At 40.5% G+C, this 24,449-nt stretch carries 24 protein-coding genes and 1 tRNA gene; 11 read left to right on the forward strand and 14 right to left on the reverse strand.

Annotated features, from left to right (window positions below; genetic code table 11):
- Window positions 1-3: 3 nt before the first annotated feature.
- Entirely contained in the window at window positions 4-177 is a 174-nt protein-coding gene (locus FA047_RS20515) for a hypothetical protein (protein ID WP_169304395.1), read from the reverse strand.
- A gap of 237 nt (window positions 178-414) precedes the next feature.
- On the opposite strand from FA047_RS20515, the gene FA047_RS11910 reads away from it, so the two are divergent.
- Window positions 415-816, forward strand: a complete 402-nt coding sequence (locus FA047_RS11910) for an OsmC family protein (protein WP_136836295.1) — start codon at window positions 415-417, stop codon at window positions 814-816.
- Window positions 817-888: 72 nt separating this feature from the next.
- On the opposite strand, the gene FA047_RS11915 is transcribed toward FA047_RS11910, so the two are convergent.
- Window positions 889-1,254, reverse strand: coding sequence for a response regulator (locus tag FA047_RS11915; RefSeq protein WP_136836296.1), 366 nt, complete (start codon window positions 1,252-1,254; stop codon window positions 889-891).
- Window positions 1,255-1,401: 147 nt separating this feature from the next.
- On the opposite strand from FA047_RS11915, the gene FA047_RS11920 reads away from it, so the two are divergent.
- Entirely contained in the window at window positions 1,402-2,772 is a 1,371-nt protein-coding gene (locus tag FA047_RS11920) for an exonuclease domain-containing protein (RefSeq protein ID WP_136836297.1), read from the forward strand.
- On the opposite strand, the gene FA047_RS11925 is transcribed toward FA047_RS11920, so the two are convergent.
- The gene (locus FA047_RS11925) at window positions 2,769-3,239 is read right to left on the reverse strand and encodes a YciI family protein (protein WP_136836298.1); all 471 of its coding nucleotides are present in this window, start codon (window positions 3,237-3,239) and stop codon (window positions 2,769-2,771) included. The two genes, FA047_RS11920 and FA047_RS11925, sit on opposite strands and share 4 nt — an antisense overlap.
- 137 nt (window positions 3,240-3,376) lie before the next feature.
- On the opposite strand from FA047_RS11925, the gene FA047_RS11930 reads away from it, so the two are divergent.
- Window positions 3,377-3,450: transfer RNA gene (locus tag FA047_RS11930), tRNA-Arg, on the forward strand.
- Between the two features lie 112 nt (window positions 3,451-3,562).
- Here FA047_RS11930 and FA047_RS11935 read toward each other — a convergent pair.
- From FA047_RS11935 to FA047_RS11965, 7 genes are all read right to left on the reverse strand, one after another.
- Window positions 3,563-4,147 (reverse strand): hypothetical protein, encoded by a 585-nt coding sequence (locus FA047_RS11935; RefSeq protein WP_136836299.1) that lies wholly within the window; start codon window positions 4,145-4,147, stop codon window positions 3,563-3,565.
- Window positions 4,148-4,317: 170 nt separating this feature from the next.
- Window positions 4,318-4,494, reverse strand: a complete 177-nt coding sequence (locus FA047_RS11940; RefSeq protein ID WP_136836300.1) for a histone H1 — start codon at window positions 4,492-4,494, stop codon at window positions 4,318-4,320.
- Between the two features lie 197 nt (window positions 4,495-4,691).
- Entirely contained in the window at window positions 4,692-5,510 is an 819-nt protein-coding gene (locus FA047_RS11945; RefSeq protein WP_205943301.1) for an endonuclease/exonuclease/phosphatase family protein, read from the reverse strand.
- A 36-nt stretch (window positions 5,511-5,546) separates the two neighbouring features.
- A complete protein-coding gene (locus FA047_RS11950; protein WP_136836301.1) occupies window positions 5,547-6,635 on the reverse strand; it encodes a Gfo/Idh/MocA family protein in 1,089 nt (362 codons plus the stop codon).
- 9 nt (window positions 6,636-6,644) lie between these two features.
- The gene (locus FA047_RS11955) at window positions 6,645-8,102 is read right to left on the reverse strand and encodes a Gfo/Idh/MocA family protein (RefSeq protein ID WP_136836302.1); all 1,458 of its coding nucleotides are present in this window, start codon (window positions 8,100-8,102) and stop codon (window positions 6,645-6,647) included.
- A gap of 13 nt (window positions 8,103-8,115) precedes the next feature.
- A complete protein-coding gene (locus tag FA047_RS11960) occupies window positions 8,116-11,529 on the reverse strand; it encodes a family 16 glycoside hydrolase (RefSeq protein ID WP_205943302.1) in 3,414 nt (1,137 codons plus the stop codon).
- A 33-nt stretch (window positions 11,530-11,562) separates the two neighbouring features.
- Window positions 11,563-12,843, reverse strand: coding sequence for a Gfo/Idh/MocA family oxidoreductase (locus tag FA047_RS11965; protein WP_136836303.1), 1,281 nt, complete (start codon window positions 12,841-12,843; stop codon window positions 11,563-11,565).
- A 257-nt stretch (window positions 12,844-13,100) separates the two neighbouring features.
- Between FA047_RS11965 and FA047_RS11970 the strand changes: the two genes are divergently transcribed.
- From FA047_RS11970 to FA047_RS12005, 8 genes are all read left to right on the forward strand, one after another.
- Complete coding sequence (locus tag FA047_RS11970; RefSeq protein WP_136836304.1) at window positions 13,101-14,345, forward strand: ROK family protein; 1,245 nt, start codon at window positions 13,101-13,103, stop codon at window positions 14,343-14,345.
- A 133-nt stretch (window positions 14,346-14,478) separates the two neighbouring features.
- The gene (locus FA047_RS11975; RefSeq protein ID WP_136836305.1) at window positions 14,479-15,408 is read left to right on the forward strand and encodes a DnaJ C-terminal domain-containing protein; all 930 of its coding nucleotides are present in this window, start codon (window positions 14,479-14,481) and stop codon (window positions 15,406-15,408) included.
- Between the two features lie 10 nt (window positions 15,409-15,418).
- Window positions 15,419-15,709 (forward strand): chaperone modulator CbpM, encoded by a 291-nt coding sequence (locus FA047_RS11980; RefSeq protein ID WP_136836306.1) that lies wholly within the window; start codon window positions 15,419-15,421, stop codon window positions 15,707-15,709.
- Window positions 15,710-16,041: 332 nt separating this feature from the next.
- Window positions 16,042-16,683, forward strand: a complete 642-nt coding sequence (locus tag FA047_RS11985; RefSeq protein WP_136836307.1) for a DUF47 domain-containing protein — start codon at window positions 16,042-16,044, stop codon at window positions 16,681-16,683.
- Window positions 16,684-16,744: 61 nt separating this feature from the next.
- Window positions 16,745-17,302, forward strand: coding sequence for a YeeE/YedE family protein (locus FA047_RS11990; RefSeq protein WP_136836308.1), 558 nt, complete (start codon window positions 16,745-16,747; stop codon window positions 17,300-17,302).
- A 4-nt stretch (window positions 17,303-17,306) separates the two neighbouring features.
- Entirely contained in the window at window positions 17,307-17,720 is a 414-nt protein-coding gene (locus FA047_RS11995; RefSeq protein ID WP_136836309.1) for a DUF6691 family protein, read from the forward strand.
- Window positions 17,721-17,835: 115 nt separating this feature from the next.
- Window positions 17,836-19,323, forward strand: a complete 1,488-nt coding sequence (locus tag FA047_RS12000) for an alkaline phosphatase PhoX (RefSeq protein WP_136836310.1) — start codon at window positions 17,836-17,838, stop codon at window positions 19,321-19,323.
- Between the two features lie 156 nt (window positions 19,324-19,479).
- Window positions 19,480-21,270: a cytochrome-c peroxidase gene (locus FA047_RS12005; RefSeq protein WP_136836311.1), complete on the forward strand. Its 1,791-nt coding sequence runs from the start codon at window positions 19,480-19,482 to the stop codon at window positions 21,268-21,270.
- 12 nt (window positions 21,271-21,282) lie between these two features.
- Here FA047_RS12005 and FA047_RS12010 read toward each other — a convergent pair whose 3' ends face one another.
- The 4 genes from FA047_RS12010 to FA047_RS12025 are packed head-to-tail and all read right to left on the reverse strand — an operon-like array spanning window position 21,283 to window position 24,396.
- Window positions 21,283-22,596: a sensor histidine kinase gene (locus FA047_RS12010; protein WP_136836312.1), complete on the reverse strand. Its 1,314-nt coding sequence runs from the start codon at window positions 22,594-22,596 to the stop codon at window positions 21,283-21,285.
- 1 nt (window position 22,597) lies between these two features.
- A complete protein-coding gene (locus tag FA047_RS12015) occupies window positions 22,598-23,272 on the reverse strand; it encodes a response regulator transcription factor (protein ID WP_136836313.1) in 675 nt (224 codons plus the stop codon).
- 13 nt (window positions 23,273-23,285) lie between these two features.
- Entirely contained in the window at window positions 23,286-24,113 is an 828-nt protein-coding gene (locus tag FA047_RS12020; RefSeq protein ID WP_136836314.1) for a hypothetical protein, read from the reverse strand.
- Between the two features lie 13 nt (window positions 24,114-24,126).
- A complete protein-coding gene (locus FA047_RS12025; RefSeq protein ID WP_136836315.1) occupies window positions 24,127-24,396 on the reverse strand; it encodes a hypothetical protein in 270 nt (89 codons plus the stop codon).
- Window positions 24,397-24,449 lie beyond the last annotated feature (53 nt).

Consider the following 24,449-nt stretch of genomic DNA (forward strand, 5'->3'; position numbering starts at 1 on the left):
AAGTTAATTTTCCTTAGTTGTGCTGAGTTTGCTGATAATCTGGTCAAGAATACCTGGCTCTACGCTGGTATGCCTTGAAAACCTCCAGGTTGACGACGAATCCAGCCAGACACAAAAAGAATGGTATCCGTCTAATATCACTGCATACGTCTCATGAAAATCATCTTGTATTTGCATACAGAACCCATTTACAGGTTTTCCCTGCACGTCGAATTGAAAGTTGAGATAATTACTTAACATATTGATACCTGGTTAGTTATTGTGATAACAAATCTCGATATAAAAAGTTTCCGCTGTTTTAAATAACTGATATATTATTGTTATCGATTCATTATTAAATCTCTCATTACACCTTTAATCTTAAACAAAAATTCATCAAACGTTTATATATTGTAGCTTTATAAAAAATCACCTATGTCGACAAGTCAAATCACTGCAATTACCGAACTAGATCGCTCACAATACAAAACAAAAATCTATGCTGGAGGGCATTTCATTTATGCCGATGAACCAGAGTCCATTGGTGGTTCAGATGAAGGCATGAATCCTGGTGCTTTGCTACTGGCCAGTTTGGGGAGCTGTACTGCCATTACCATAAGAATGTATGCAGATCGCAAAGGTTATGCGTTGGATGGCATTAAAATATCCCTGGCCATTTGTGATGAAAAAGACATGAACAAGGAAACTGTAATCACCAGAAAAATTGAATTACTCGGTACGATCAGTACAGAAGAACGTGAACGTTTGATGCAAATTGCGGATAAGTGCCCTATTCACAAAATTCTCACCAACCCAATAAAGATAGAAACTACTTAAATACAAGAAAAAGACCGGATTTTATTATCTGATATTTAGTACTATAACATACACTAATTAGTACAGTTTTAGTTAAGCAGCAAACTGTGCTTTTACCTTTTTCACCAGGCTGTCAATATCAAAAGGTTTTGAAAGAAAGTCATTCGGCGAACCGGGGAGTTTCAAAAGCCCCTGCAAATTATGGCTCGCGGAAATCATTAATACAGGAATATTTCTAAATGTTACATGCTCTTTAATCGCCCTGCAAATATCTCTTCCATCCATACCCCCCAACATTACGTCCAATAATATCAGATCGGGTCTTAATGAAGAAATCACATTAAATACATTTTTACCGTTTGTTAATGTAGAAACCTCATAGCCTTCATCTTCCAATATAATCTTGATAATATCAACTATATCATTATCGTCATCCACTGCTAATATTTTCCTGGGCATATCGTTTTATATTTATACAATATATGCGATTAACATGCCAATACATTTAAAACATATTGCGTACCCTTAAAAATCATTATAAGTTACGCATGTATTTTACTAATTTTATTAGCATATTTACAGAATATTATTTCAAAATACAGATTCATGTTGTACGCAGTAGTAGATATAGAAACGACCGGTGGCTTTGCATCAGGAAATAAAATTACTGAGATCTCCATTTTGGTTCATGATGGTGAATCTATAATCCAGACTTTCGAAACATTAATTAATCCCGAACAGGAGATCCCGTCTTACATTGAGGCATTGACAGGCATTAACAATGAGATGACATCGAGCTCACCTACTTTCGATCAGATAGCTTCTGAAATATATGATTTGTTGCATGATAAAATATTTGTCGCTCATAATGTAAATTTTGACTTTTCTTTTATCAGACATGAATTGTCACAATGCGGATTTGAACTACAATGCAAAAAACTATGCACAGTCAGATTGAGCAGAAAATTATTGCCTGGCCATGTTTCGTACAGCCTTGGTAAACTATGTGATGCTTTAAACATTAAAATAAACAACAGGCACCGCGCGGGCGGAGATGCTGCCGCTACGGCTATTTTATTGAAGATCTTATTAAATTCAGATGAGGAAGGACTAATTGCAAAATCTTTAAGTAAGGGTTCTAAAGAACAGGCATTGCCCCCTAACTTATCCAAATCTGAGGTAGAAAAACTGCCTTTAAGTCCCGGGGTCTACTACTTTAAGGATCAAAAAGGGAAAGTTATTTACATAGGTAAGGCAAAGTCAATTAAAAAAAGGGTTTGCTCTCATTTTACAGGGAATAACATTAGTAAGCAGCGTCAAAATTTCCTGAAAGATATTTTTAGTATTGACTTTGAAATTTGCGGCACCGAGTTAATGGCTTTTATTCTAGAAGCAGCGGAAATTAAAAGGCTCTGGCCAGAAAACAACCGTGCTTTAAAACGTTACCAGCAAAAATATGCCCTGTATGCGTTTGAAAACCAAAAGGGTTATGTTAGATTAGGCATTGATAAACACAAAACTCATCCCCAACCCCTTTATAGCTTTGATACTATTCTCGAAGGACATAATTTATTAAAATTGCTCATAAAGGAACATTTATTATGCGAAAAGCTTTGTTTTATTCAAAAAAACAGAACTTCCTGTACTGCTCATATTGAAGGGGGATGTGCAGGTGCATGTTTAGGAAAAGAATCAGCAGCATCTTACAATGTCAGGGTTAAATATGCGATGCAACATTTGAAGTCTATGCTTCCTTCTTTTGCATTGGTTGATAAAGGACGGACGGAAGATGAGCAAAGCTGTCTCTTAGTTGAGGAGGGCAAGTTTTACGGTATGGGGTACATCTCTCCATCGACAGACGTTAGTAGCACTGAGGATCTAAAATCAGCTTTAACGCCATATCCTTCCAACGATTACATCCTCCACATCATTTTATCTCATACTACGCAGTTTCCCCAAAAAAGAATAGCAATTTAATGGCTTTGCTTTTCTATTTTACTATGGATCTTCAGGGTTTCTTTTAATGCTGCTGAACCATACCATGGAAAATACTCTGCAGTCATTATTTTGCTTTTAATTACCGGGTCAGTATCTACAAGTTTTCTAGCTTCTTCAATTTGCTCCAGGTCAAAAATAAAAATCCCTCTGTAGCTCATTTCATTCTTGCCCAATGGCCCTGCAACAATTAATTTTCCTTCCGCAGCTAGTCTGTTGATATTTTCCATATGACCTTTGAAGATGCTATCCTGTGTAGTTTTGGAAATTGTACCTGTGCTACCTGTTTTAAGAATAACAAGAACGTATTTTTTCATTCCATAGTCATCTGCCTTGAGTTCTTTCGCTAATTTTTCATCGTAATTTTTATTAACTACCTGCGCTTTTGCTAATATTGGAACTCCAATCAGGCAGGCTACCATCGCTATTAAGACCTGTATTCTTTTCATTTTTAACGGTTTAACTTGTGATTTAAATTTAAGGATTTTGAGGTCTAAAATCAGCAAAAAAGCTTCAAATAAAATTCTCAAATAAGATTTGCGCTTATACGCACTAATTTATATCTTTGGCGCTCCGAAAGGGAAATGCCTCGGTAGCTCAGCTGGATAGAGCGTCGGTTTTCTAAACCGAGGGTCAGGGGTTCGAGTCCCTTCCGGGGTACTGCAAAAGCTTCTAGTGAAAACTAGGAGCTTTTTTTGTATAAGGGCAGGCATTTAAACAAGAAAGGCAACATTAATATGTTGCCTTTCTTGTTTAAAATCTATTCATAAGATTATTCAGCTTCTCTCCTTACATAGGTCTTATTTCCGTTCTTATTGATGTAATATTTACCACCACGAGGACCAGTGTAAATAACTTCACCAGCAGGACCTTTCATTGCTCTGTCTACGGTTGGCTTGTAATCTTTATTAACTGCGTCAACTTGTTTTCTGACAGTTTTCACTTCTTTAGCTACAGAAGCAGGAGGTGTAGTTTTTTTGACCGACTCTGTTACCTTTTCTCTACTATTTATAAAGCGTTTATCAGGTGTACCATCTTTTTTAAGTTTCACTTCTTCTTTAACAGACGTGTACCTTTTATCAGGTGTACCGTCTTTTTTCAATTTCACTGTAGAGGTAGTCACCTCCTTTGCAGTAGTCTTAGCCTTTACTGCATCCTTTTTTGCTTTGGCCGTTACCTCTTTTTTAGTCGTATTGGCAGCATTATCAGCTTTCTTTGCATCTGCCTTAGCTTTGGCTGCTTCTTTTTTAGCCTTAGCTGTAGCCGCTTTTTTTGCCGCAGCAGTTTCTACTGTTTGGGCCATACTTAAGTTTAAGCAAAGACTGAAGATGGCAATGAGTGAAAGTAATTTTTTCATGGTCTTATTTTTTAATAGCTTTTTTTCAAATACTGTTCCAGTATCTTATACAATTTAAGCTATTCCAAACAACTTAGCAAACCGGTTCATAAATGCATAAAATGAATGGGTATAAAACAAGAAAGGCCGACAAATTATTGCCGGCCTTTCTATATGACTCAAAAATAATACTATTTAGCATTTTTTTTATCTGTAACCTCAGAACGGATCTCCTGAGCCAGACCTTTTAAATCCTGCATTGCTTTACGTACTCTTGTACCAGCAGCACCATTACCTGAATTATAAAATTTGTCAGCATCAGCTTCAACGCCTGCGATTAGTTCTTTCAATTTTGAGAATTTTTCCATGTTTTTCTTCGTTAAGATTTTAAATTTATTAGATATAACGATCTAAAGTTAGTAAATATTGGATTTGCTCCAAATGAATATGAAACAATCTAATGGCATTTTTTCCACATCCAGACATCAATGTTAACAAACACTACAGATTTTCAGCTATTTGATACAAAACGCTAATGTTAAATAATTTACACTGTTACTGTTTATTAATCCGCCTTTAGCTCCAATACAGCCGCTACAGGCAAATGATCCGATGCTTCAGGTGCTGCTATAACTTCATGTCCCCTGACCATAACGGAATGCTTTTTTCCATACCCAATGAAATCTATGCTTCTTGAAGGCTTATCTGCAGGTATGGTAGGCTTGCAGGTCTGACAGGTCCTTGTAAAAACCACATCCATCTCCTTGACGATGTCACTTTCAGGATAAGCATTAAAGTCCCCCGTAATTACAAAAGGAAGCACTTCCTTTTCTGCAATTGCATTAATCTCTTTAATCTGGGCCATTCTGTTTGCCGGGTCTCTTTCTGCATCAAGGTGAGTATTACCAAAACGGATCACTCTTCCCGATGGGAGCGTTAATTTTGCGGTGATCAGTACCCTCGGTTCTCCTTTAATTTCAGGCAGTGAAGTAAGGTGATAGACCTGGGTTTCACTAACAGGATATTTTGAGAGCAATGCAACTCCGTATTCTCCTCCATCGTGATCTATAGCCTTGCCAAAAAAGAAATTCATCCCTGTTTTCTTTGCCAGTTCCTGAGCCTGATTGATATCCTTACCCGAACGGCCTGTTTTCACATCGATTTCCTGTAAGCCCACTATATCAGGCTTAACTTCATTAATTACCGCAGCAATCGCATCAATATCTATTACACCGGGCTTTGCAGGAGGATTGCAGTGATGCACATTGTATGACATCACTTTCAATACATCAGCTTTCTTACCTGTTGATTTTTTCTGCGCCAGACAGGAAAATAGAATTGAAGTACATAAGAGCAGAATAATAGATAATTGCTTTTTCATCATGTCGTTTATTTTATAATCTCTTTTAATCATTAATTATTAATCCTGCAACATAACTGCTGCACCCGTTTTTACGGATTCATCACATGCAAATGCGATCTTAAGGCTATTAATAGCATCTTCTGTAGGGTTACTCAGGTCTATATCTTTCTGTATTGCTTTTAAGAAATAACGCTGTTCACGATTACATAATTCCTGGTGATCGGGCTCGTCTGTCAAATCTATCCAGTCATCAGTTTTAGTAAACTCATCATGCTGATCCAGATCAGCATGATGAACTTTTATAGATTCTGTTTTGGTATGTGCGTCTATGTTGTCCGAGTTGCCTTCCGCAGCTGCTTTTTTAGCCACAATGGAAACAGCACCTTTAGGGCCGAATACATCTTTTATGAAAAATGCATTATCACTAACCATAGGTCCCCAGCCGGCTTCGTACCAGCCTACTGATCCGTCTTCGAATCTGATCTGCAATTGTCCGTAATTATAGTTCCATTCAGGGATATCTTCTGTTAGCCTGGCGCCTATGGCATTTACCTGTATGGGTTTAGAACGCGTCATCTGACACATCACATCAATATAATGTACGGCACAGTCCACAATTGGGCTCAGACTCTTCATCAGGTTACGGTGCACAGTCCATTTCGGACCATGACTTTGCTGATTCAGGTTCATGCGCATTACCAATGGTTTACCCATATCATGTGAAAGTTCGATAAACTTTTCCCAAGAGGGATGATAGCGCAGGATATATCCTACCAATAGTTTTTTCCCTGCCTTAACGGCCGCATCTGCTACACGCTGAGCACCTTCAACAGTATCAGCCAAAGGTTTTTCTATAAAAACATGACATCCGTTTTCAAAGGCTTTCACTGCGAAATCCTCATGGGTATCCGGATAAGTTGAGATACATACCGCATCCGGCTTTGTTGCGGCAAGGGCTTCATAATAATCACTGAATAGAGGATATCCTCCGCCCAGCTTTTCATTTAAAACAACCTTACTATTACCTGTGGAAACAAGCCCGCAAATTTCGAAACCTTCCAATGTATGATAAGCCATGGCGTGGGATGCTCCCATATTGCCACAGCCCACTACAAGGACCTTCAGGTTTTTATTTTCTAAAGACATATTTTCAGATTAAACACCGAGACTCCAGCCCTGGCGGTATTCGCGTTTCACAAATTGGTTTACTTCATCAAAATTGGTTACACGCAGATTCTGCTTATCCCAAAGTAATTTCATATCTCTTCCCGGATAGCTCACTCCCTTTCCATTTGCATTTGGCCGCTGCACATCTATTCCTCGAATAGCAAGATTAGCGATCAATAATGTTTCAGTAAGCGGGCCAGCTATTTCAAACGGAGAACTCAGTTCTATTTTACCGTAACCTGCAATAGCCGCCTCGGCCCATTGTGTATAATGCCCCTCGACATCTCCAGGTACCCTCTTCGCTTTAGGCCTAGTGCGGTCAGAAGCATTTTTTGTCAGCGGAAGCAACCTTGGGTTAGCACCATAGGTATCGCATAGCATCTTTCCTTTTGTACCAATAAATAAGGTGCCATTGTCGCCAAATGATTCATTTGGAAGTAACTCCTCTGGACGCTCGGGCTTAATACCCCCATCCATCCAGTGCATCTGAAGATTGCCTTTGGTTTTATTGGTTTTTTCAAAAGTCATGATCACGTGGCTGGAAGGCGGACAACTTTCCGGGAAATACCCTCTTTTAAATTCATCCACATATACACTTCCCACACTACATTCCACACTAACCGGTGTATCCAGTCCAAGAATTCTGAAAGGAGGTTCTACCAGGTGGCATCCCATATCTCCAATCGCTCCCGTACCATAGTCCCACCATCCTCTCCAGTTAAAAGGAACCAGTTTCTCTACATAAGGCTTATAAGGTGCGCTACCCAGCCAAAGATCCCAATCCAGTTCAGGGGGTATATTGCCTCCCGTCGCAGGCCATTGTATGCCCTGAGGCCATACAGGTCGGTTTGTCCAGCAATAAACAGTATGTACTTTTCCGATGAGTCCCGCATCCAGCCAATCCTGCAGCTTCCGAACTCCTTCTCCCGAAGCTCCCTGATTACCCATTTGAGTTACTACTTTATATTTCTTTGCAGCCTCGGTCAATGCCCTTGCTTCATATATATCGTGTGTCAATGGCTTCTGGACGTATACATGCTTACCCAACTGCATAGCAGCCATGGCTTGCATCGCATGATTGTGATCAGGAGTAGATATCACTACAGCATCAATATTTTTAGCATCCTTATCCAGCATTTCACGATAATCCTTGTAATATTTTGCCTGCGGAAACCGCTTTACCGAATTGGCAGCCCTTCTGTCATCCACATCGCATAAGAATGCGATGTCTGATTTACCACTACTAAATACACCCGTCAAATCACTTTCGCCTTTACCTCCTACACCAATACCCGCAACCTGCAGCCTATCGCTCGGTGCCAAAAATCCCTTACCCCCCAAAACATGACGAGGCACGATCATAAATCCTGCTGCAGCAAGTGCAGTAGTTTTAATGAAATTCCTTCTTGAATTATCTGGAGCTGAATTGTTTACTTCTTCAGTCATAACCTATCCCTGTCTATTTCTTGCTTAAATCTTTAATCCTGATATTTCTGAATTGTACCGGTGAACCATGCCCCAGGAAGCCGATATGTCCGCTATCTCTAAGCAATCCAGGATGTTTCTTGCCATCTATGGCGCCATTCTTTCTAGCCTCAGTAATATCTGCATCCAGAATAACAGTTCCATTCAGGATAACTTTTATTTTAGGTCCTTTGACAATTACTTCTTCATAATTCCATTCACCTACCGGTTTCAGAAACCCTCTCTTAGCAGGAGCAGTACCATAAATAGAACCATGATACTGGTAAACATGCAGATCTTTATAAATCGGTGCATCATTGTCCAGTATCTGCAACTCCATACCTGCATAAGCTGCGTCTCCCTCAAAAGGTGCCCGGATTCCAAGGCCGTTATTGGCACCTGGCGTCAACTGAAATTCAAAGCGGAAGATAAAATCACTAAACTCATCTTTAGTAAACAGGTTACCACCTGAACCTTTTCCTGGTTTAGGTCTGATCGCAATGTTTCCATTTTCAATCACATAGTCTGTGGTATTTCCAGTCCAGCTGTGCATATTAGTTCCATCAAAAAGAACCTTATAACCTTCTTTTTTCTCCTGGGCGCTCAATTCAAAAGGCTTTGGACGAGGGATTTCCCTGATGAAAATATCTCTGTACGCAACAGGTGATCCGTGCGCCTGTAGTTCGATTTGCTCTTCTGCGAAAATTGGCAGGTTTTTATCCCAGTAGTTTTCAAGGATTACGTTATCTGTTACCAGTTTTCCATTGAGGTAAACCGTAACGCGGTCACCCTTCATTAATATCCTGAATGTATTCCATTCGTCCAGTTTATTGTCTGCTACAAGCAGCGGCTTGCTCGGATTCGCTCTATTGTTATACAAACCACCTGAACCTACTTGCGCACCTACATTGGTACGCGCAAGGTCCCAGATTTGTACCTGAGGTGTTCCGCGCAAATAAATACCTGCATCTCCCTCGCCTTTTTTGTCGTCTATGATCTTCCAGTCTACCAGCATCTCAAAGTCTCCATATTTCTTTACGGTAGCCAGGTTGTCGCCGTGGCTTTGAAATTGAAGTTCTCCATTTACAACTTTCCAGCTATCCTTGGCCTGTGCATCCGCTTTTTGCTGTGCAGCAGTCAATGTAGCAGCATCCATTTTCGAGCGTTTGATCGGATCTCCTACCAGACCTTTCCAGCCGGTAAGGTCAGTACCGTTAAACACCTTCATAAAACCTTCTTCAGCCCCCATCTCAGAAATGTATTTTTTCATTCCTTCTTTCTGGTAGCCACTATCCGGCCCTGTTATTACCAAAATGGTTTTATTTAGTAAGTCTCTCACAAGCGTACCACTGTATTTTCCAGCCATAGTTATGTTCATAACTGCATTGGCTGCCGCTTGCTGCAAAGCTGGTTCATCCAGGTACTTGCCTGCAAAAACAATAGCATTAAAGTTCTTAGCTTGTTCTGTCAGTTTTAGAATTTGTTGTTTCTGCGCAGTAGTTTTAGCTACATCCATCGCATTGCGAAGCAACAATAATTTTTGTTCTGCCGTAGCAGAAGAAGCACTGATCAGACGAAGATAACCTTGTAGCGCCTGTTCCAGGTAAGCTGCGTCAGTGGTTTGTCTTGCTATTTTAATCAGTTCCTCGGCTGAACCTGCATCTGCCCATGCAGACAAAGCATCCAGGGCAGCTTTCTTTGAGGCTTCGTTCTGAGAATTGAAAGCCGCAGAAACAGCAGCAAGCGATTTTGCGCCACCCAGACTACCCAATATTTTGTAAAACAATATCTTTTTATCTTCAGGAGCAGCAGCCATTTGCGTCAAGACAGCATCTACCTGCTGATCTGTTTTTTGTCCGCTGTTTAGCGCTGCAATCACAGCATCCTGTACTTTAATCAGTTCGGCAGGATCTGTAGTTTCGTTCATTAAGGTATAAAGCTGAGACAGGTTATCACTGCCTGCAGTTTTGCCAAGCGCAGTAAAGGCAGCTGCCCTAACTTCCGCATTCTTGTTGTTCAGCAAACTAAATATAGTGGCCGACTGTGCAGTGGCCGCACGGGCAGCCAATACATTGATAAGAGCTACCTGTACGTCTGGTTTTGCTTTAGGTATATAAGCAGCGATCTTAGAAGTTATTCCCTCTCCTTTCATCCTCAATATTGCCTCCGAATAGGCAGTCAAATCTGCAGCATCAGCTTTGCCGGTGGCTTTAAGGAAATCTGGCAATGCTGCTTCCTGCCCTATTTTGGCGGCAGCGGCAATAGCAGCATGTCTTACCGCAGGATCTTTATGCTTCAATAGTTTAATGATCGCAGGCAAAGCAGCTTGCGGCTTGCTTTCGCCAAGTGTATGTAGGATGGCAACTTGAGTAGCAGCATCAGCCTTTGCTATTTTTTTTACCCACAGCTCACTGTTCTCAGCAGTTATGCCAGGTTGTGCAAATCCTAATGCTGCAGCCTTATATTCAAAATTGCTGTCGTCCATAGCGGCAAGCAGGTATTGCTGACCATTTCCTGATTCAGCCAATAACTTCAGCGCAGCAATGCGAATGTCAACCTGTGTGTCGTCTTTTGCATTATCCAACAGCTGCTTAGCAATTTTAGCTGTCAATGTTTTATCGGTAGCCAATGACTTTTGGGCAAACAACAAGTAGGCCGCTACAGCATTGGTTTGCTCATATTTATACCCTGCAGCTTCTGCAGCCTTTGCCAAAATAGGTTCTGCTGAAGGATCAGCTAAATGCGCCAGAGAAAACAGCGCAACCTTTGAAAGTTCTGCAGTGCTTACACCTGATATCAGTTGTTTAATGGCTACTGCAGCCTCTTTAGAACCTGTATGCCCCAAAGCTTCTACTACAGAACGCAGTGCAGACTCTGGAGTACCTCCAGACAAAGCAGCTATCAAAGCAGCTTTGGAAGCAGGTGTATTGATTTTCACCAATGATCTCGCCGCAGGGTCAGCGAGGTCCACATCTTTCAGAAAGGTAGAAATACATGCTACAGAGGCGTCATCACCTACCAATTCAAACTGACTGATTATAAACGATTTATTTTGTTTATCACTCAATTTCGGCAATACTTTGCAATATGCATCTGCGGCCATTTTGCGCAGGCTCTCCTGTCCTGGCTGACTTGCATATCCGGAAAATCCGCTTACGGCATATTCAATTAAATTATTATTCCCTTTGCCCTGAGGACCCAATCCGCTGATCAAGGATACATAACCGTCCACGCCAAGGTTGGAAATGTCCTGCATATTGCTCTTCAATTGTTTCGCATCGCCTGATGGCAATTGTGCTAGAAGATCGGCTATGCGTGTAGTCACGGTCCGCTGATCTGTATTTTGTGCAAATGCTACGTCATGTAGCATTACTATTGCAAGCAGCACAAATAATATTCTCTTCATCATATATATGGTAATTGATTCTTCTTAAGTTTTTTATTAAATAGTATAAGGTGCACGCATCACCGGATTGATCAATTTGTTCGCTCCTTCATCGTCTATGAATTCCTGCTTCACGGGATCAAATTGGAGTGAACGTCCTAGTCTTAGTGCAACCAGTCCTATATTAACAATATTACATGAGCGGTGTCCATTTTCCTCATTTAGAGCAAATTTCTGTCTTGTTTTTACCGACTCTGTAAAACTCGTGATCTGCGGTTCCGGATCAGGGAAAGCGGCAAGCTTACGTTGCAAATCTGGGATATCTGATTTAAAACCAGGATAGAGCTTTCCTTTTGGTCCTTCTATATAAGGCACATTGGTATCCTTACCTTCCCCGTCCAAAATGATCTGACAACCATCTGCATAAGTATAAGTAATGCGTCTCCAGGTACCTACTGCATCGCTATGCTGCTGAGGGGCATCAATTTCTACTGAAACAGGGCTGTCATTATCCTTACCTAGGAAATATTGTATTGGATCTATGTAATGCTGACCCATATCAGCCAGTCCGCCACCATCATAATCCCAGTACCCGCGGAACGTCTGATGCACCCTATGCTTGCTATATGGCTTAAACGGCGCAGGCCCCAACCATCTTTCGTAATCAAGTTCTGCAGGAACCGGTTCCACAGGAAGATTTTCTTTACCCACCCAGTAAAACTTCCAGTCGTAACCGGTATGTTTACCAACTGTAACCTTTAACGGCCAACCCAACAATCCACTGTCAACCAGCTTCTTAATTGGCTTAACCGTAGTACCCATTCCATAAAAAGTGTCTTTAAATCTAAACCAGGTGTTCAGCCTGAACATTCTGCCATGCTGCTGCACAGCCTCCATCACGCGCTTACCCTCACCTATTGTATGGGTCATTGGCTTTTCACACCAAACATCCTTACCTGCATTTGCCGCATCTACTGACATAATCCCGTGCCAATGCGGCGGCGTGGCAATGTGTACAATGTCTACCTCAGGCAGCTTTATCAGCTCGCGGTAATCATTAAAGGTCTTCACTCCTTTATCTAATGAAGGAAGCGCCTGTGCAATGTGTCTTTTATCCACATCGCAGATTGCAACAACTTGGGTACCCTCATATTCAAAATGGCCGCGTCCCATTGAACCAACGCCAATTACAGCTTTGGTCAATTTATCGCTGGGAGCAATAAATCCTTGTCCGCCAAGAACGTATCTCGGCACGATGGTAAATGCAGCCAATCCTATGGCACTCTTTTTAATAAAATCTCTTCTTGGATTAGTTGGTTGGGGTTCTGTAGGTTTCATTTTGTCTGTTTGTGTTGTAGAAAAACTTATAATAAAGGTGATTACTATTACGGTTTATATTTAAAGTTAACACTCTGCGGGAGAATTAACCCGGTAACGCTTAATTATACGTACATAAAATTCAATATTTGGATAGTTAATATTAGCAAGAAATTATCAAAAAGACAAAACATCACCTATTTATTTATGTATTAAAAAAACTTTTATAATTTTTTAATATAAGTTACATATATTAGCGAAACAGAGTAATTAAAGCTATGAATCTTCATCTATTAAATGACATAACAAAATCTTCAGGTGGTAAGCAAACGTTACAGAAATACCAGCTCATTAAACATCTTTTTAACATGGGCCCATCTTCTGTTTCGAGCTTATGTGACACCATGAATATGAGTACACCTAGCATTTTGAAACTCATCACGGGCTTAACAGACGAAGACTGGGTAGAAAAGAAGGGCTACGGAATGTCAATGGGTGGAAGAAAACCTGACCTATATGGATTGAAGGATAAAAAAATTCTGATCATCTGCATTGATATTGAACTATTTCATACTAAAATAGCCATTATAGACAACAACTATAATTTTATATTTGAACCAAAAACAGTTGCACTGCCTATCTCAAAAAGCAGGTCTGACTTCTTTAACATTTTAAACACCCATCTTCAGGACATTCTTCAGTCACAAAATATAACCAACGACCAGCTGATTGGCTGCAGTGTAGGTATGCCCGGCTTGATTGATGCTAAAAAAGGCGAAAATTACAGTTACTTCCTCAGTGATGTAGAGAACATTTCTTTAACCGCTGCATTCGAAAACATGTTAAAGCTACCTGTTGTGATCCAAAATGACGTAAACGGATCATCAATGGCAGAATTTACACATGGAATGGCAAAGGGCAAACAAAATGCCTTGATATTGTTAATGGATTGGGGTGTCGGGCTCGGCATTATAATGGACGGCAAATTAAGACAAGGTGCTTGTGGCTTTTCGGGAGAGCTGGGACATATTCCTTTCGTGGAAAATGGCGCATTGTGTTATTGTGGCAAACATGGTTGTCTGGAAACGATTGCTTCGGGAAATGCCTTATCAGAAATGGCAAAAGAAGGTATCTTATCTGGCAAAAACTCAATGCTTAACGACCTCTCCAATGAAGAACTGGAAAGAATTGAACCTGCTGTAATTATCAAAGCAGCAAATAAGGGAGACCAATATGCCATCCAGTTATTGTCTAATATCGGAACCTATATGGGCAAAGGAATAGCGGTACTGATCCAGCTATTTAACCCCGAACTCATCATTTTGAGTGGAAAAATTGCCGAGGCAAAGCAATACATCACCCTCCCCATGCAACAGGCCATCAATACCTATTGTATGACTCAGATCAGAGATAAAACAACAATCGCATCTTCCGAACTTGGCGAAAATTCGAGATTGCTAGGCTATGCTACTACCGGCATCGATCATTTCCTGGATAACTACATTAAAAAAGCAAAAAAATAACAGGTAGTCATCTTTTTTGTATTTGATCTGCGTAAATTTATTTTCAATTGTTATCAGGTTGTCGGATTTATCATTCCATCTCTCGGTTTGAGAAATTTGATGGTTTCATTTGCTACAATTTAAAACCGCAGGCATGGCATTTATAGATTATTACAAAACCCTGGGCTTAAACAAAAAAGCCTCTCAGGAGGATATTAAAAAAGCATACAGAAAGCTTGCCCGAAAGTATCACCCCGACCTCAATCCAAATGATCAGGAGGCTAATAAGATGTTTCAGCAAATCAATGAAGCAAACGAAGTACTGAGCGATGCTGAAAAACGCAAAAAATATGATGAATATGGTGAGCATTGGAAAAATGCCGACCAATATGCAGAAGCAAGAAAAAATCAGGGACAGCGACAGCATGGTGGAAACCCATACACGGGCTCCTCTGGCACATCCGGCGGTTTCAATGCCAATGATTTTGAAGGGTTTGGAAGCAGTGGCTTTTCTGATTTTTTTGAATCAATGTTTGGTGGAGCGGGCAGATCATCAGGAAACAATAGCAGGAAATATAAGGGGCAGGATTACCAGGCTGAATTGGCGCTAAGTCTGCAAGATGCTTACACTACTCATAAACAAACCCTTACTGTAAACGGGAAGAACATCCGCATCACTATACCTGCGGGAATAGCCGATGGACAGGTGATCAAATTAAGCGGGCAGGGAAGTCCGGGAGCTAATGGTGGTCCCGCCGGAGATCTTTACATTACTTTTAACATCAAGGATGATCCTAACTTCAAAAGACTAAATAATGACCTGTACACCAATCACGACATAGATCTTTTTACAGCTGTTTTAGGTGGGGAAGTCACAGTAAATATATTCGATAGTAAGGTAAAACTTAAAATTACTCCTGGAACTCAAAATGGCACAAAAGTAAGATTGAAAAACAAAGGTTTTCCTGTTTATAAGAAGGATGGAGAGTTTGGCAATTTCTTCATTACCTATACAGTAAAGATCCCAACCAATTTAAATCCTGAACAGGAGCAATTATTTAAGGAATTACAGAAACTGAGTTAATCAAAGAATCATGGAAGCACAACTGATTACCATCACTGAATATTGTGTCAATTGTAATATTGAACCCTCATTTATCATCTCCCTTGAAGATCAGGGAATCATTACACTGGAGCTTGTAGATAATGAAAAATACATTAGTGTTGGACAATTAAAAGAAATGGAGCGATATATACATCTTCATTATGACCTGGAGATAAATATTGAAGGAATAGATGCCATCAGACATTTATTAGATAAAGTAGACCGCATGCAGAAAGAAATAACTGAGCTCAAATCCAGATTAAGTCTTCATGTCCGTTAAATTTGACCTCAAAAGCTTGCTCATCACCCTTTGCAAGTTCAGCAAAGAGTTTGGCTTGGAAAATTATTTCTATAATAACCTCATATCAGGAATATTAAGATTTCGTTAACCCCTGCTACTCGACTGGCAGTAGACTGATTCATAACTGATAGCAGATTCCTTCAGAAAATGGGTACCCTTTTGCAAAGCAGACCCGAAGCAGGTAATTTGCACTTGCCAATCACAGACAAGCACACTACTTTCAAACCAACGATATAAATACAACATTATCAGACACTAAACTTTATGCTGCGTTAACATTGCATCTATATTTTTGTTAAAATCAAAAACCGATGAATAGTGTTTTCAACTTCTTTAGTCCGAAAGATAAAATCTTCCAACCTCTTTTTGAACAGGCTGGCGCCAACCTGGTAAAAATAGCTGAGGCCCTGGTTGCAGCGGTAAATACCAGTGATACTGAAGCAAGAAAAGCATTCATCTTAGAAGTTGAAAGACTGGAACAGGCCGGCGACGACATTACCCACGCCATTTTTCTCGGACTGGAAAAAAGCTTTATTACCCCGTTTGATCGTGAAGACATACACGCACTGGTGAGCTCACTCGACGATGTTGCCGACTATATCTATGCCTCAGCAATGAATATCAGCCTCTACAATATAAAAGTGCTGAACAAAGCAATGCCAGACCTTGCCCAATTACTTCTGGAAATGTGTATAGACCTGAACAGCGCCATTGCGGAGCTCCGCAGCTTTAAAAACACGAAACTGATTGCTGAAGTTTGTCTGCGCATCAACAACGGAGAAAGCCAGGCAGATCAGCTCTGTAATACAGCTGTAGCTGCGTTATTTGGCACCGAACTGAATGCAATTGAACTGATCAAACAAAAAGATGTATTACAAACCCTCGAGATGGCTACAGACAAATGTGATGATGCAGCCAATGTATTGGAATCTATCCTCATAAAAAACGCATAAATCCATTTACCACTTACGGGAATATTACCCTTACCTTTGCAGATCATTCAATAATCAGAAAATGCTTGAACTGATCAAACAACCCTGGCCCTGGTATTTCTCCGGCTTCATGATCTTAATCATCATGTTGTTATTAGTCTTTTGGGGCAAGTCTTTTGGCTTCTCTTCAAACCTCAGAACCTTATGTACCATTGCTGGTGCTGGCAAGAAAGTCAAATTCTTTAACTTCGACTGGAAAGCACAGCGCTGGAACCTTTTATTTCTTGTAGGAGCTGTTATTGGTGGCTTCATTTCCTCGCACTACTTAAGTGATCCCGAAGACCTGAAATTATCCGCAGCTACCATCAGCGACCTGCAAAAAATAGGCATCTCATTCAAAGGCGGAATAAATCCTGACGAATTGTTCTCCGTCGCTTCACTGAAAGAACCCAAAGTGATACTGATATTGCTCTTTGGTGGAATCCTGGTTGGCTTTGGCTCCAGATATGCAGGAGGCTGTACCTCCGGACATGCAATTTCCGGGTTATCTAACTTGCAGCTTCCTTCCCTGATTGCAGTAATTGGCTTCTTTATCGGCGGACTGGTCATGACTTTTTTAATTATGCCTTACTTATTTTAACTTTATGAAAGCACTTAAATTTATACTGGCAGGCGTTCTTTTTGGAATCATCATGACTAAATCAGAAGCCATCTCCTGGTTCAGAATTCAGGAAATGTTTCGCTTCCAGTCTTTTCATATGTATGGAATCATTGGAACGGCCGTTACCCTTGGTATAATTGCCGTTTTTCTGATTAAAAAGCTCAAATTAAAATCCAGCGAAGGACAACAGATTACTTTTCAGCATAAGGAAAAGACGTTCTACAGATACATCATAGGCGGAACCATCTTCGGATTAGGCTGGGCCTTAACAGGAGCTTGTCCAGGTCCCATGTTTGTCAATGTAGGATATGGTTATTTAGCTATGCTAATTGTAATTATCGGAGCCCTGGCCGGCACCTACATCTACGGAATCATTAAAGATAAATTGCCACATTAAAACCCACGTCTATAGATTAATTCTAAATAGATACTGCCTTTTTTACTTAACACACATTTAAATTTCAGGCAACATTGGCACGGTAAGTTTGCGTCAGACAAACGAAAAACAAATCATGACTAAAAATCTATTTAGAACAAAAACTTTAACTTTTGCTATTGCAGCTTTTGCCGCCTCTGCTGTGGCAATAACTGCATGCAGAAAAGACAGACCTAATTCAACAGGCATTGTCACTCCTGCCCAACTTCAGGACTATTCTGTAAACCCTTCCCTAGTGAAATCTCTTGCTGGTTTTGAAGGATTAAAAATCACGACATTGATCAGTAGTGATGATGTATTGCCCGAATCACCTTCATTTATATTTGGCGCGCAACCTGACGGCTTGGGTATCATCAAAAACCCTTCGGGAGAAGGTTTCGTAATGATCAACAACCATGAAATACTTCAGTCAGTTTCCAGAGTTTATCTTGATAAAAACTTCAAACCTGTCAAAGGTGAATACATCGTTGATTCTGATGGAGGAATGACCCGTTTATGCTCTGCAACAATGGCTACTCCTGAAGAACATGGTTTCTCAAAGCCTGTATTCCTTACCGCCGGTGAAAGTGGCGCTGAATCTATGATCCACGCCATTGACCCTCTGGCTCCGGCCGATAAGAAAAACAAACAACGTACGCTTGCAGCATTAGGTAGATGGAGTGCAGAAAATGCAGTGCCGCTTCCAAAAGGTTCCTTTCCTGGGAAAACCGTCATCATTATTGGAGAAGACGAGTCTGATGGGCAGCTTGCCATGTACCTTTCCAACACACAAGGAGACCTCAACAATGGAAAACTATATGCATTGAAGAGAACAAACAATGATCCTGTTGAGACCAACATGTCAAAAGGCCAGAGCTATGACGTAGAATTTGTAGAACTTGATAACGTAAAAAGCAGTACGGGTGCACAGTTGCAGCAACAGACCATAGATAAAAAAGCATTGATGCTGGCACGTGTAGAGGATATTGACTACAGAAAAGGAAGTGCCGAAAATGGCCGTGAGATTTATTTCACAGCTACAGGCGTAAGTCAGGCCGACAAACTAACTCCGGTAAGTGGAAAAACAATGTGGGGCCGTGTATATAAATTGGTCCTTGACGCATCAAATCCACTAAGAGGAAAATTAGAAGTAGCTGTAGATGGAAATGATAATCCGGGAAAGAGCATTGTAAATCCAGACAACATTTGCGTTACTGAAAACTATGTGTACATACAGGAAGATGGCGATTCATTCTATAAAAACAATGATCATGATGGAACCATCTGGCAGTTCGCTATGGGCAGCAAAGCACTCAAACCTATGCTGCAAATGAACCACCGCAGGACCGAAACGGCATTTAACACAAAATACAATCCTTCTAACAGCCAATTGTTAAGCTCCTGGGAATATGGCGCCATGCATGACGTCTCCGACCTTACCGGCATACCTGATACTTTTATAATCAACCTTCACCCGCATAGCTGGACAAGCGATAAATATAAAAACGCAGATGGCGGCACTACTCGTTTAGTCAACAACAGCGAAGGTGGACAGGTTGTAATTGTAAGGGGTGTAGCGAGATAATTATTCCAATCTTCCTTAAGCAACTGTCTGAAAGGTACGTTCGTCATCCTGAATTTATTTCAGGATCCCGTTTGAGCAGGTTTTGAATAACATGTCCGGGATCCTGAAATAAATTCAGGATGACGTGGTGTATAATTAAACTCTTATTTCCTATCAATGAACAGCATAAAAAAAACCATTGCTCTTTTCTGCATCATCATCATTACTACCTCTCTGACTCTATTCTGTACGATGAACAACAAATCATCAGAAGAAAGGGTAAAAGCATCTTTTGACCAGGAACTCCTGAAACTGCAGTCTACTGTCGATGATAAACTCCTGAAAGCAGTAACCAAAAAGAACGAAGCACAAATAAAGACTGCTTTTCTTGAATCAAGGGCTCAATATAAAAGACTGGAGTATTACATGGAATACTTCTTCCCAACTACTGCTGTACTAATCAATGGAGCGCCAATAGATGAAATAGAACTTGGGGAGAATCTGATAGAAAATCCAACGGGTTTTCAGGTGATGGAAGAGCTGATTTATGATATCCCAACAGCTGAAAATCGCAATGAATTGCTCAATGAGGTAAAAAAAATGCAGCTCAACCTGCAGCGCGTAGCCAGGTATAACGAGCAATATACCATTACAAATGCACAGCTTTTTGATGCCATGAGGCTCGAATTATTCCGCATTACCAGTCTGGGTATTACTGGCTTTGATACTCCCACAGCATTGCAATCTCTTCCTGAAGCTGCCGCAGCACTAGAGGGTATTAAGAATGTCATCACAAATTATGATGATGAAAAACTAGTGAATAGTTTAAAAGATGCAGTGGGCTTTCTTCACGACAATAGTGATTTCAACTCCTTCAACCGTCTTGATTTCATGACCAATCATCTACAACCCATAGCTGTCCAGCTTGATCATTTGCGCACACAGTTGAAAATACCAACAGCGTCCAGCGGTTCAGCGCTAAATGACAATACCACAAGTCTTTTCCAAAAGAATGCCTTCAACATCGATAAATTTGTCAGCAACCATACCGAATACATCAGCAATGATAAAATAGCTCTGGGAAAACAGCTTTTCAACAGCAATGTGCTTTCTAATGGTGGCAACAGGAGTTGTGCAAGTTGTCACCATGAAAACAAAGCATTTACCGACGGGCTTGTAACTGCTCAGGGAATCGTCAACAATAAAGCGCTATTAAGGAATACACCCACCCTGATGTATTCTGGTCTGCAACGTGCTTTCTTTTATGACCTCAAAGCTGGTTCATTGGAAGATCAGGCACTCGACGTTGTGCACCACAAGGAGGAAATGGATGGTTCGCTGGAGCAGGCAGCAGTAAGGATCAACAATTCTAAATCCTACAACACCGCATTATCTAAAGCATTTAAAGACCCAAAAGGGATGGCCAGCCCATGGAGAATCCAGCATGTACTTGCCGCTTATATCAGGTCGCTATCCCCTTTTTCATCCCGTGTAGACAAATACATGCAAGGCGACAAAAAACAGCTGAATGCACAGGAAAAAGAAGGGTTCAATCTCTTTATGGGCAAAGCCAAATGTGGCACCTGCCATTTTGCACCATTATTCAACGGAACACAAGCCCCCTTATTCCAGAAAAGTGAGGCGGAGGTACTGGGTGTACCAGGAAAACCGGATACCTCAAATGCTGTTATTGACAAAGATTTAGGCCGTTATGATCTGAATCCTTATCCTCAGTACAAATATGCTTTCAAAACAACGAGCTTAAGAAACATTGCAAAAACAGCTCCTTACATGCACAATGGCGTTTATAAAACACTCGAGGAAGTTCTTGATTTTTACAATCGTGGAGGTGGTACTGGCATCGGTATTCAGCTAGATAACCAAACCCTTTCAGCAGATCCACTGCAGCTGACGCCCAAAGAAACAAAGAGCATCATTGCATTTCTGAAAGCACTGGATGATCAATAGCATTGATACCTGTTATTTAGAAAAAACTATTGTAAAGCAAGTCCCTTCTCTGATCACTGAAGTGACTTGCATTTTTATTCCATGGTACTCCGCAATGCTCTTTACAATAGACAAACCCAATCCATAACCTACATTTTCGGTCAGGTTTGTTTTTCTAAAGCGGTCGAAAATAAATCCTAATTCTGATTGCTCAATACCTATCCCGGTATCTTTGATCAACACTTTATAATTTCCTTTAGCATCAGATTCATCTGAAATTACAATGCTTCCGTTTTCCTTATTGTACTTGATCGCATTATTGATGACGTTGTAAAACAACTGGAAGATCAGATCATAATTAGCTTTAAATGAGAATATCCCATCGGAAAATCTGACCTCCAGCTTTATGTTTTTATCTTCCAGCCGGTGACTGATTTCCTTGATCACTTCAGCGATGACTTCCCGCGGTACGACACCTGCAGTTTTGGCGAATTGTTCGTTTTCTATTCTTGAAATGAACAGCAAAGAAGCTGAGATTTTTTTCAGACGATCTAAAGTCTTCATCATTTCTACGATGCGTAAGGCGAGCTCGTCTGTCAACTGATCTTCTGCAAGCATATTTTCCATTTTATTTTGCAGGATACTGATCGGGGTCATCAGCTCATGTGATGCATTGGCCGTAAATTCCCTTTCTTTCTCAAAATCTTCATTGATCTGATCCATCAAAACAATTAAAGATTCATCAAGATATTTAAAATCATCTGTAGAAGTCTTTACAGGCTTTGCGTGGTCTTTAAATGGGAATTTTCTGTTGATCAGTTTGCTGGCTATGATTTTTCCGAGCGGACGGATCAATATTCTGGTAAATACCAGATCGATCAGGATGGTAATGGCAATCAGTCCCATTAATACATACAGCGCTATCCGCTGCAGGGGCTTGTTATACTGGTTGATGCTTGCCGTAGCTTTACCTATTTCCAGCAAATAAGGTTTGCCGTTCATTTTAAAACTATAGTTCAAAACCCTATAGTTTAAGGTATCCTGCTCTATGATCCGCTGTGCGTTTTTTATCGTATCCAGTCGCTGACCATTGGTATCGGGTTCCAGTGCAATGTATTCTTCTTTAAGCAAAGTATAGCTCCCGTAGCTGTCATCCCCCTGAAGATAATAGTCTATCCCCTTCTTTTGAATGACGCTGATGACCTCTTTTCGCTGCTCACGCAATGAATAGTTCGTATATTCAGAAGCAATTTGCTGAACCAAAAATGGCAGCGACAGCACAAACAGCAAAACCACAATGAGCTTGGAGCCTGTAATAAAATAAACGAGCTTGCTGGATAACTTCATATTATTTTCTTATACGGTAACCTACTCCCCTGACTGTCTCCAGCCATTCTGTAGGGCCCCAGACATTTAACTTCTTCCTGATGTTCTTAATGTGTGCATCTATGTAATTTGAGTCATAATCATCATCTGCAAAAGTGCCCCAGATGTGTTCGCTAAGCTGCATCCTGGTGAGGACCCGGTTTTTATGCAAAAGCAGGTAGCTGAAAAGATCAAACTCTTTTCTGGACAGTTCGATTTGCTGCTCATTAAATAATACAAAGCGCTTCTGGAGATCAATCATAAAAACACCCAGTTGAACCAGGTCCTCATTCAAGTTGAATTTCCTCCTGGCTATGGCCTGCATCCGCGACTGTAATTCCAGCAGGGAAAATGGCTTTGCAAGGTAATCATCAGCACCGAGATCTAATCCTGTGATCCTGTCTTCCAGATTCCCCCTGGCTGTAAGAATGATGTAGGCTGCCTCGGAATTGTATTTTTTAGCCTTGCTCAACAAATTCAATCCATCACCATCCGGCAATCCAAGATCAATCAATATAAAATCGTAAGTATTGATCTCTATCTGCTCAGTCGCCTCAGCGATGGTATGTGCAAGATCGCATACATAAAATGCCTTTTTTAAAAAGGTTTCCACTTCAGCAGCCAGCAGTTTTTCATCTTCTACAATCAGTACTTTCATGATGCCATTTACATTAAAACTGGTAATAAAACCCCAGACCGACAAAGGACTGGCTGCGCTTTGCTTCTGTTATCGTTCCCGCACCTAAAACCGAGAACTGATAGCTCAGTTCGGCCATATAATTTGCCCGACTATAATACAAAGGCAGTTTAAAATTATAAGAAAGCAGGTTGAAGCTGGTTGCTGCTTCAGTAATTGTTACAACGTTGCCATTGCCATTACTGTTCCCTTTGCCATTCCCGTTGTTGTTCTTAACCTTCTGCTGCTGATAGGTGTTAAAAAAATGCTGTGTACCCGCCACTATTTCTATAGTTGGCTCAATTGAAAGTGCATCCTTTTCATTGAATAACCTACCTAATTCAATGGATCTGGAATTTTCAAATCCGAGAAAAACATCATTTTCTGACCCAAAAGCATAATTCATTTCCAGTTTACTTTTAAACCATGGCCATTGCCAGCTAACAGAAAGATCTAAGTTATTGTCATTAGCGGCTTGGAGTAAAGGAGAATTTGCAGGAAAGAAGGATTTGGTATAACCAATATCTGCTGATAAACGCTCACTGAAATCATGTTCAAAACCAATTCCCAGATCGGTTTCCGATAGTCCGCTTCCTATGTTCAGCAACTTATATGATCCTGCGGATAAGTATAACCCAACCGGGAATCTTACTGTTGCGTTCGCCAATACATAGGGTAGTTTTTCAGCTGTTGTCTGGCCATAATAACTTGCATTACTGCTGTACATGGCGGCGACAGTAACGTTTATTTTTTTTATAGAGTCAGTTTGTGCCGATAAGGTCAATGCACTCAGAAAAAAGATACAGAAAGCGAATAATCTCATACCCAAGAATTAATTATGGTTTCCTGATTTTTGGTTTTACAATTTTTACAGGTTTGACTTTAACATTGGGCTTTACCACTGAGGGTTTTGGCTGCTTTCTTGATTTAGGGACTTCTTTAATATCAGGTTTTTGTGTTTCCTTCGTTTCTACCACTTCCCCTTTTTTTTCCTTCGTTTTCTCTTGTTTTTTCTCCTGCGCAATTACACTGGAAGAGAAACACATCACCATACCAGCAATTAAAATGCACCTTATTACAGAACTAAAATGATTTGAAATACTCATTATGGTAAATATAAAGAAAGTTTGCCTCTTGCAAGGCAAACTTTCATCCCTCT

It is taken from the genome of Pedobacter frigoris, assembly GCF_005116445.1.
Lineage (GTDB): Bacteria > Bacteroidota > Bacteroidia > Sphingobacteriales > Sphingobacteriaceae > Pedobacter > Pedobacter frigoris.

Excerpts from the sequence above, each read along its gene's own strand:
- FA047_RS20515 (WP_169304395.1), bottom strand. The coding sequence starts at position 177 with ATGCAAATACAAGATGATTTTCATGAGACGTATGCAGTGATATTAGAC.
- FA047_RS11910 (WP_136836295.1), top strand. The coding sequence starts at position 415 with ATGTCGACAAGTCAAATCACTGCAATTACCGAACTAGATCGCTCACAA.
- FA047_RS11915 (WP_136836296.1), bottom strand. The coding sequence starts at position 1,254 with ATGCCCAGGAAAATATTAGCAGTGGATGACGATAATGATATAGTTGAT.
- FA047_RS11920 (WP_136836297.1), top strand. The coding sequence starts at position 1,402 with ATGTTGTACGCAGTAGTAGATATAGAAACGACCGGTGGCTTTGCATCA.
- FA047_RS11925 (WP_136836298.1), bottom strand. The coding sequence starts at position 3,239 with ATGAAAAGAATACAGGTCTTAATAGCGATGGTAGCCTGCCTGATTGGA.
- FA047_RS11935 (WP_136836299.1), bottom strand. The coding sequence starts at position 4,147 with ATGAAAAAATTACTTTCACTCATTGCCATCTTCAGTCTTTGCTTAAAC.
- FA047_RS11940 (WP_136836300.1), bottom strand. The coding sequence starts at position 4,494 with ATGGAAAAATTCTCAAAATTGAAAGAACTAATCGCAGGCGTTGAAGCT.
- FA047_RS11945 (WP_205943301.1), bottom strand. The coding sequence starts at position 5,510 with ATGATGAAAAAGCAATTATCTATTATTCTGCTCTTATGTACTTCAATT.
- FA047_RS11950 (WP_136836301.1), bottom strand. The coding sequence starts at position 6,635 with ATGTCTTTAGAAAATAAAAACCTGAAGGTCCTTGTAGTGGGCTGTGGC.
- FA047_RS11955 (WP_136836302.1), bottom strand. The coding sequence starts at position 8,102 with ATGACTGAAGAAGTAAACAATTCAGCTCCAGATAATTCAAGAAGGAAT.
- FA047_RS11960 (WP_205943302.1), bottom strand. The coding sequence starts at position 11,529 with ATGATGAAGAGAATATTATTTGTGCTGCTTGCAATAGTAATGCTACAT.
- FA047_RS11965 (WP_136836303.1), bottom strand. The coding sequence starts at position 12,843 with ATGAAACCTACAGAACCCCAACCAACTAATCCAAGAAGAGATTTTATT.
- FA047_RS11970 (WP_136836304.1), top strand. The coding sequence starts at position 13,101 with ATGAATCTTCATCTATTAAATGACATAACAAAATCTTCAGGTGGTAAG.
- FA047_RS11975 (WP_136836305.1), top strand. The coding sequence starts at position 14,479 with ATGGCATTTATAGATTATTACAAAACCCTGGGCTTAAACAAAAAAGCC.
- FA047_RS11980 (WP_136836306.1), top strand. The coding sequence starts at position 15,419 with ATGGAAGCACAACTGATTACCATCACTGAATATTGTGTCAATTGTAAT.
- FA047_RS11985 (WP_136836307.1), top strand. The coding sequence starts at position 16,042 with ATGAATAGTGTTTTCAACTTCTTTAGTCCGAAAGATAAAATCTTCCAA.
- FA047_RS11990 (WP_136836308.1), top strand. The coding sequence starts at position 16,745 with ATGCTTGAACTGATCAAACAACCCTGGCCCTGGTATTTCTCCGGCTTC.
- FA047_RS11995 (WP_136836309.1), top strand. The coding sequence starts at position 17,307 with ATGAAAGCACTTAAATTTATACTGGCAGGCGTTCTTTTTGGAATCATC.
- FA047_RS12000 (WP_136836310.1), top strand. The coding sequence starts at position 17,836 with ATGACTAAAAATCTATTTAGAACAAAAACTTTAACTTTTGCTATTGCA.
- FA047_RS12005 (WP_136836311.1), top strand. The coding sequence starts at position 19,480 with ATGAACAGCATAAAAAAAACCATTGCTCTTTTCTGCATCATCATCATT.
- FA047_RS12010 (WP_136836312.1), bottom strand. The coding sequence starts at position 22,596 with ATGAAGTTATCCAGCAAGCTCGTTTATTTTATTACAGGCTCCAAGCTC.
- FA047_RS12015 (WP_136836313.1), bottom strand. The coding sequence starts at position 23,272 with ATGAAAGTACTGATTGTAGAAGATGAAAAACTGCTGGCTGCTGAAGTG.
- FA047_RS12020 (WP_136836314.1), bottom strand. The coding sequence starts at position 24,113 with ATGAGATTATTCGCTTTCTGTATCTTTTTTCTGAGTGCATTGACCTTA.
- FA047_RS12025 (WP_136836315.1), bottom strand. The coding sequence starts at position 24,396 with ATGAGTATTTCAAATCATTTTAGTTCTGTAATAAGGTGCATTTTAATT.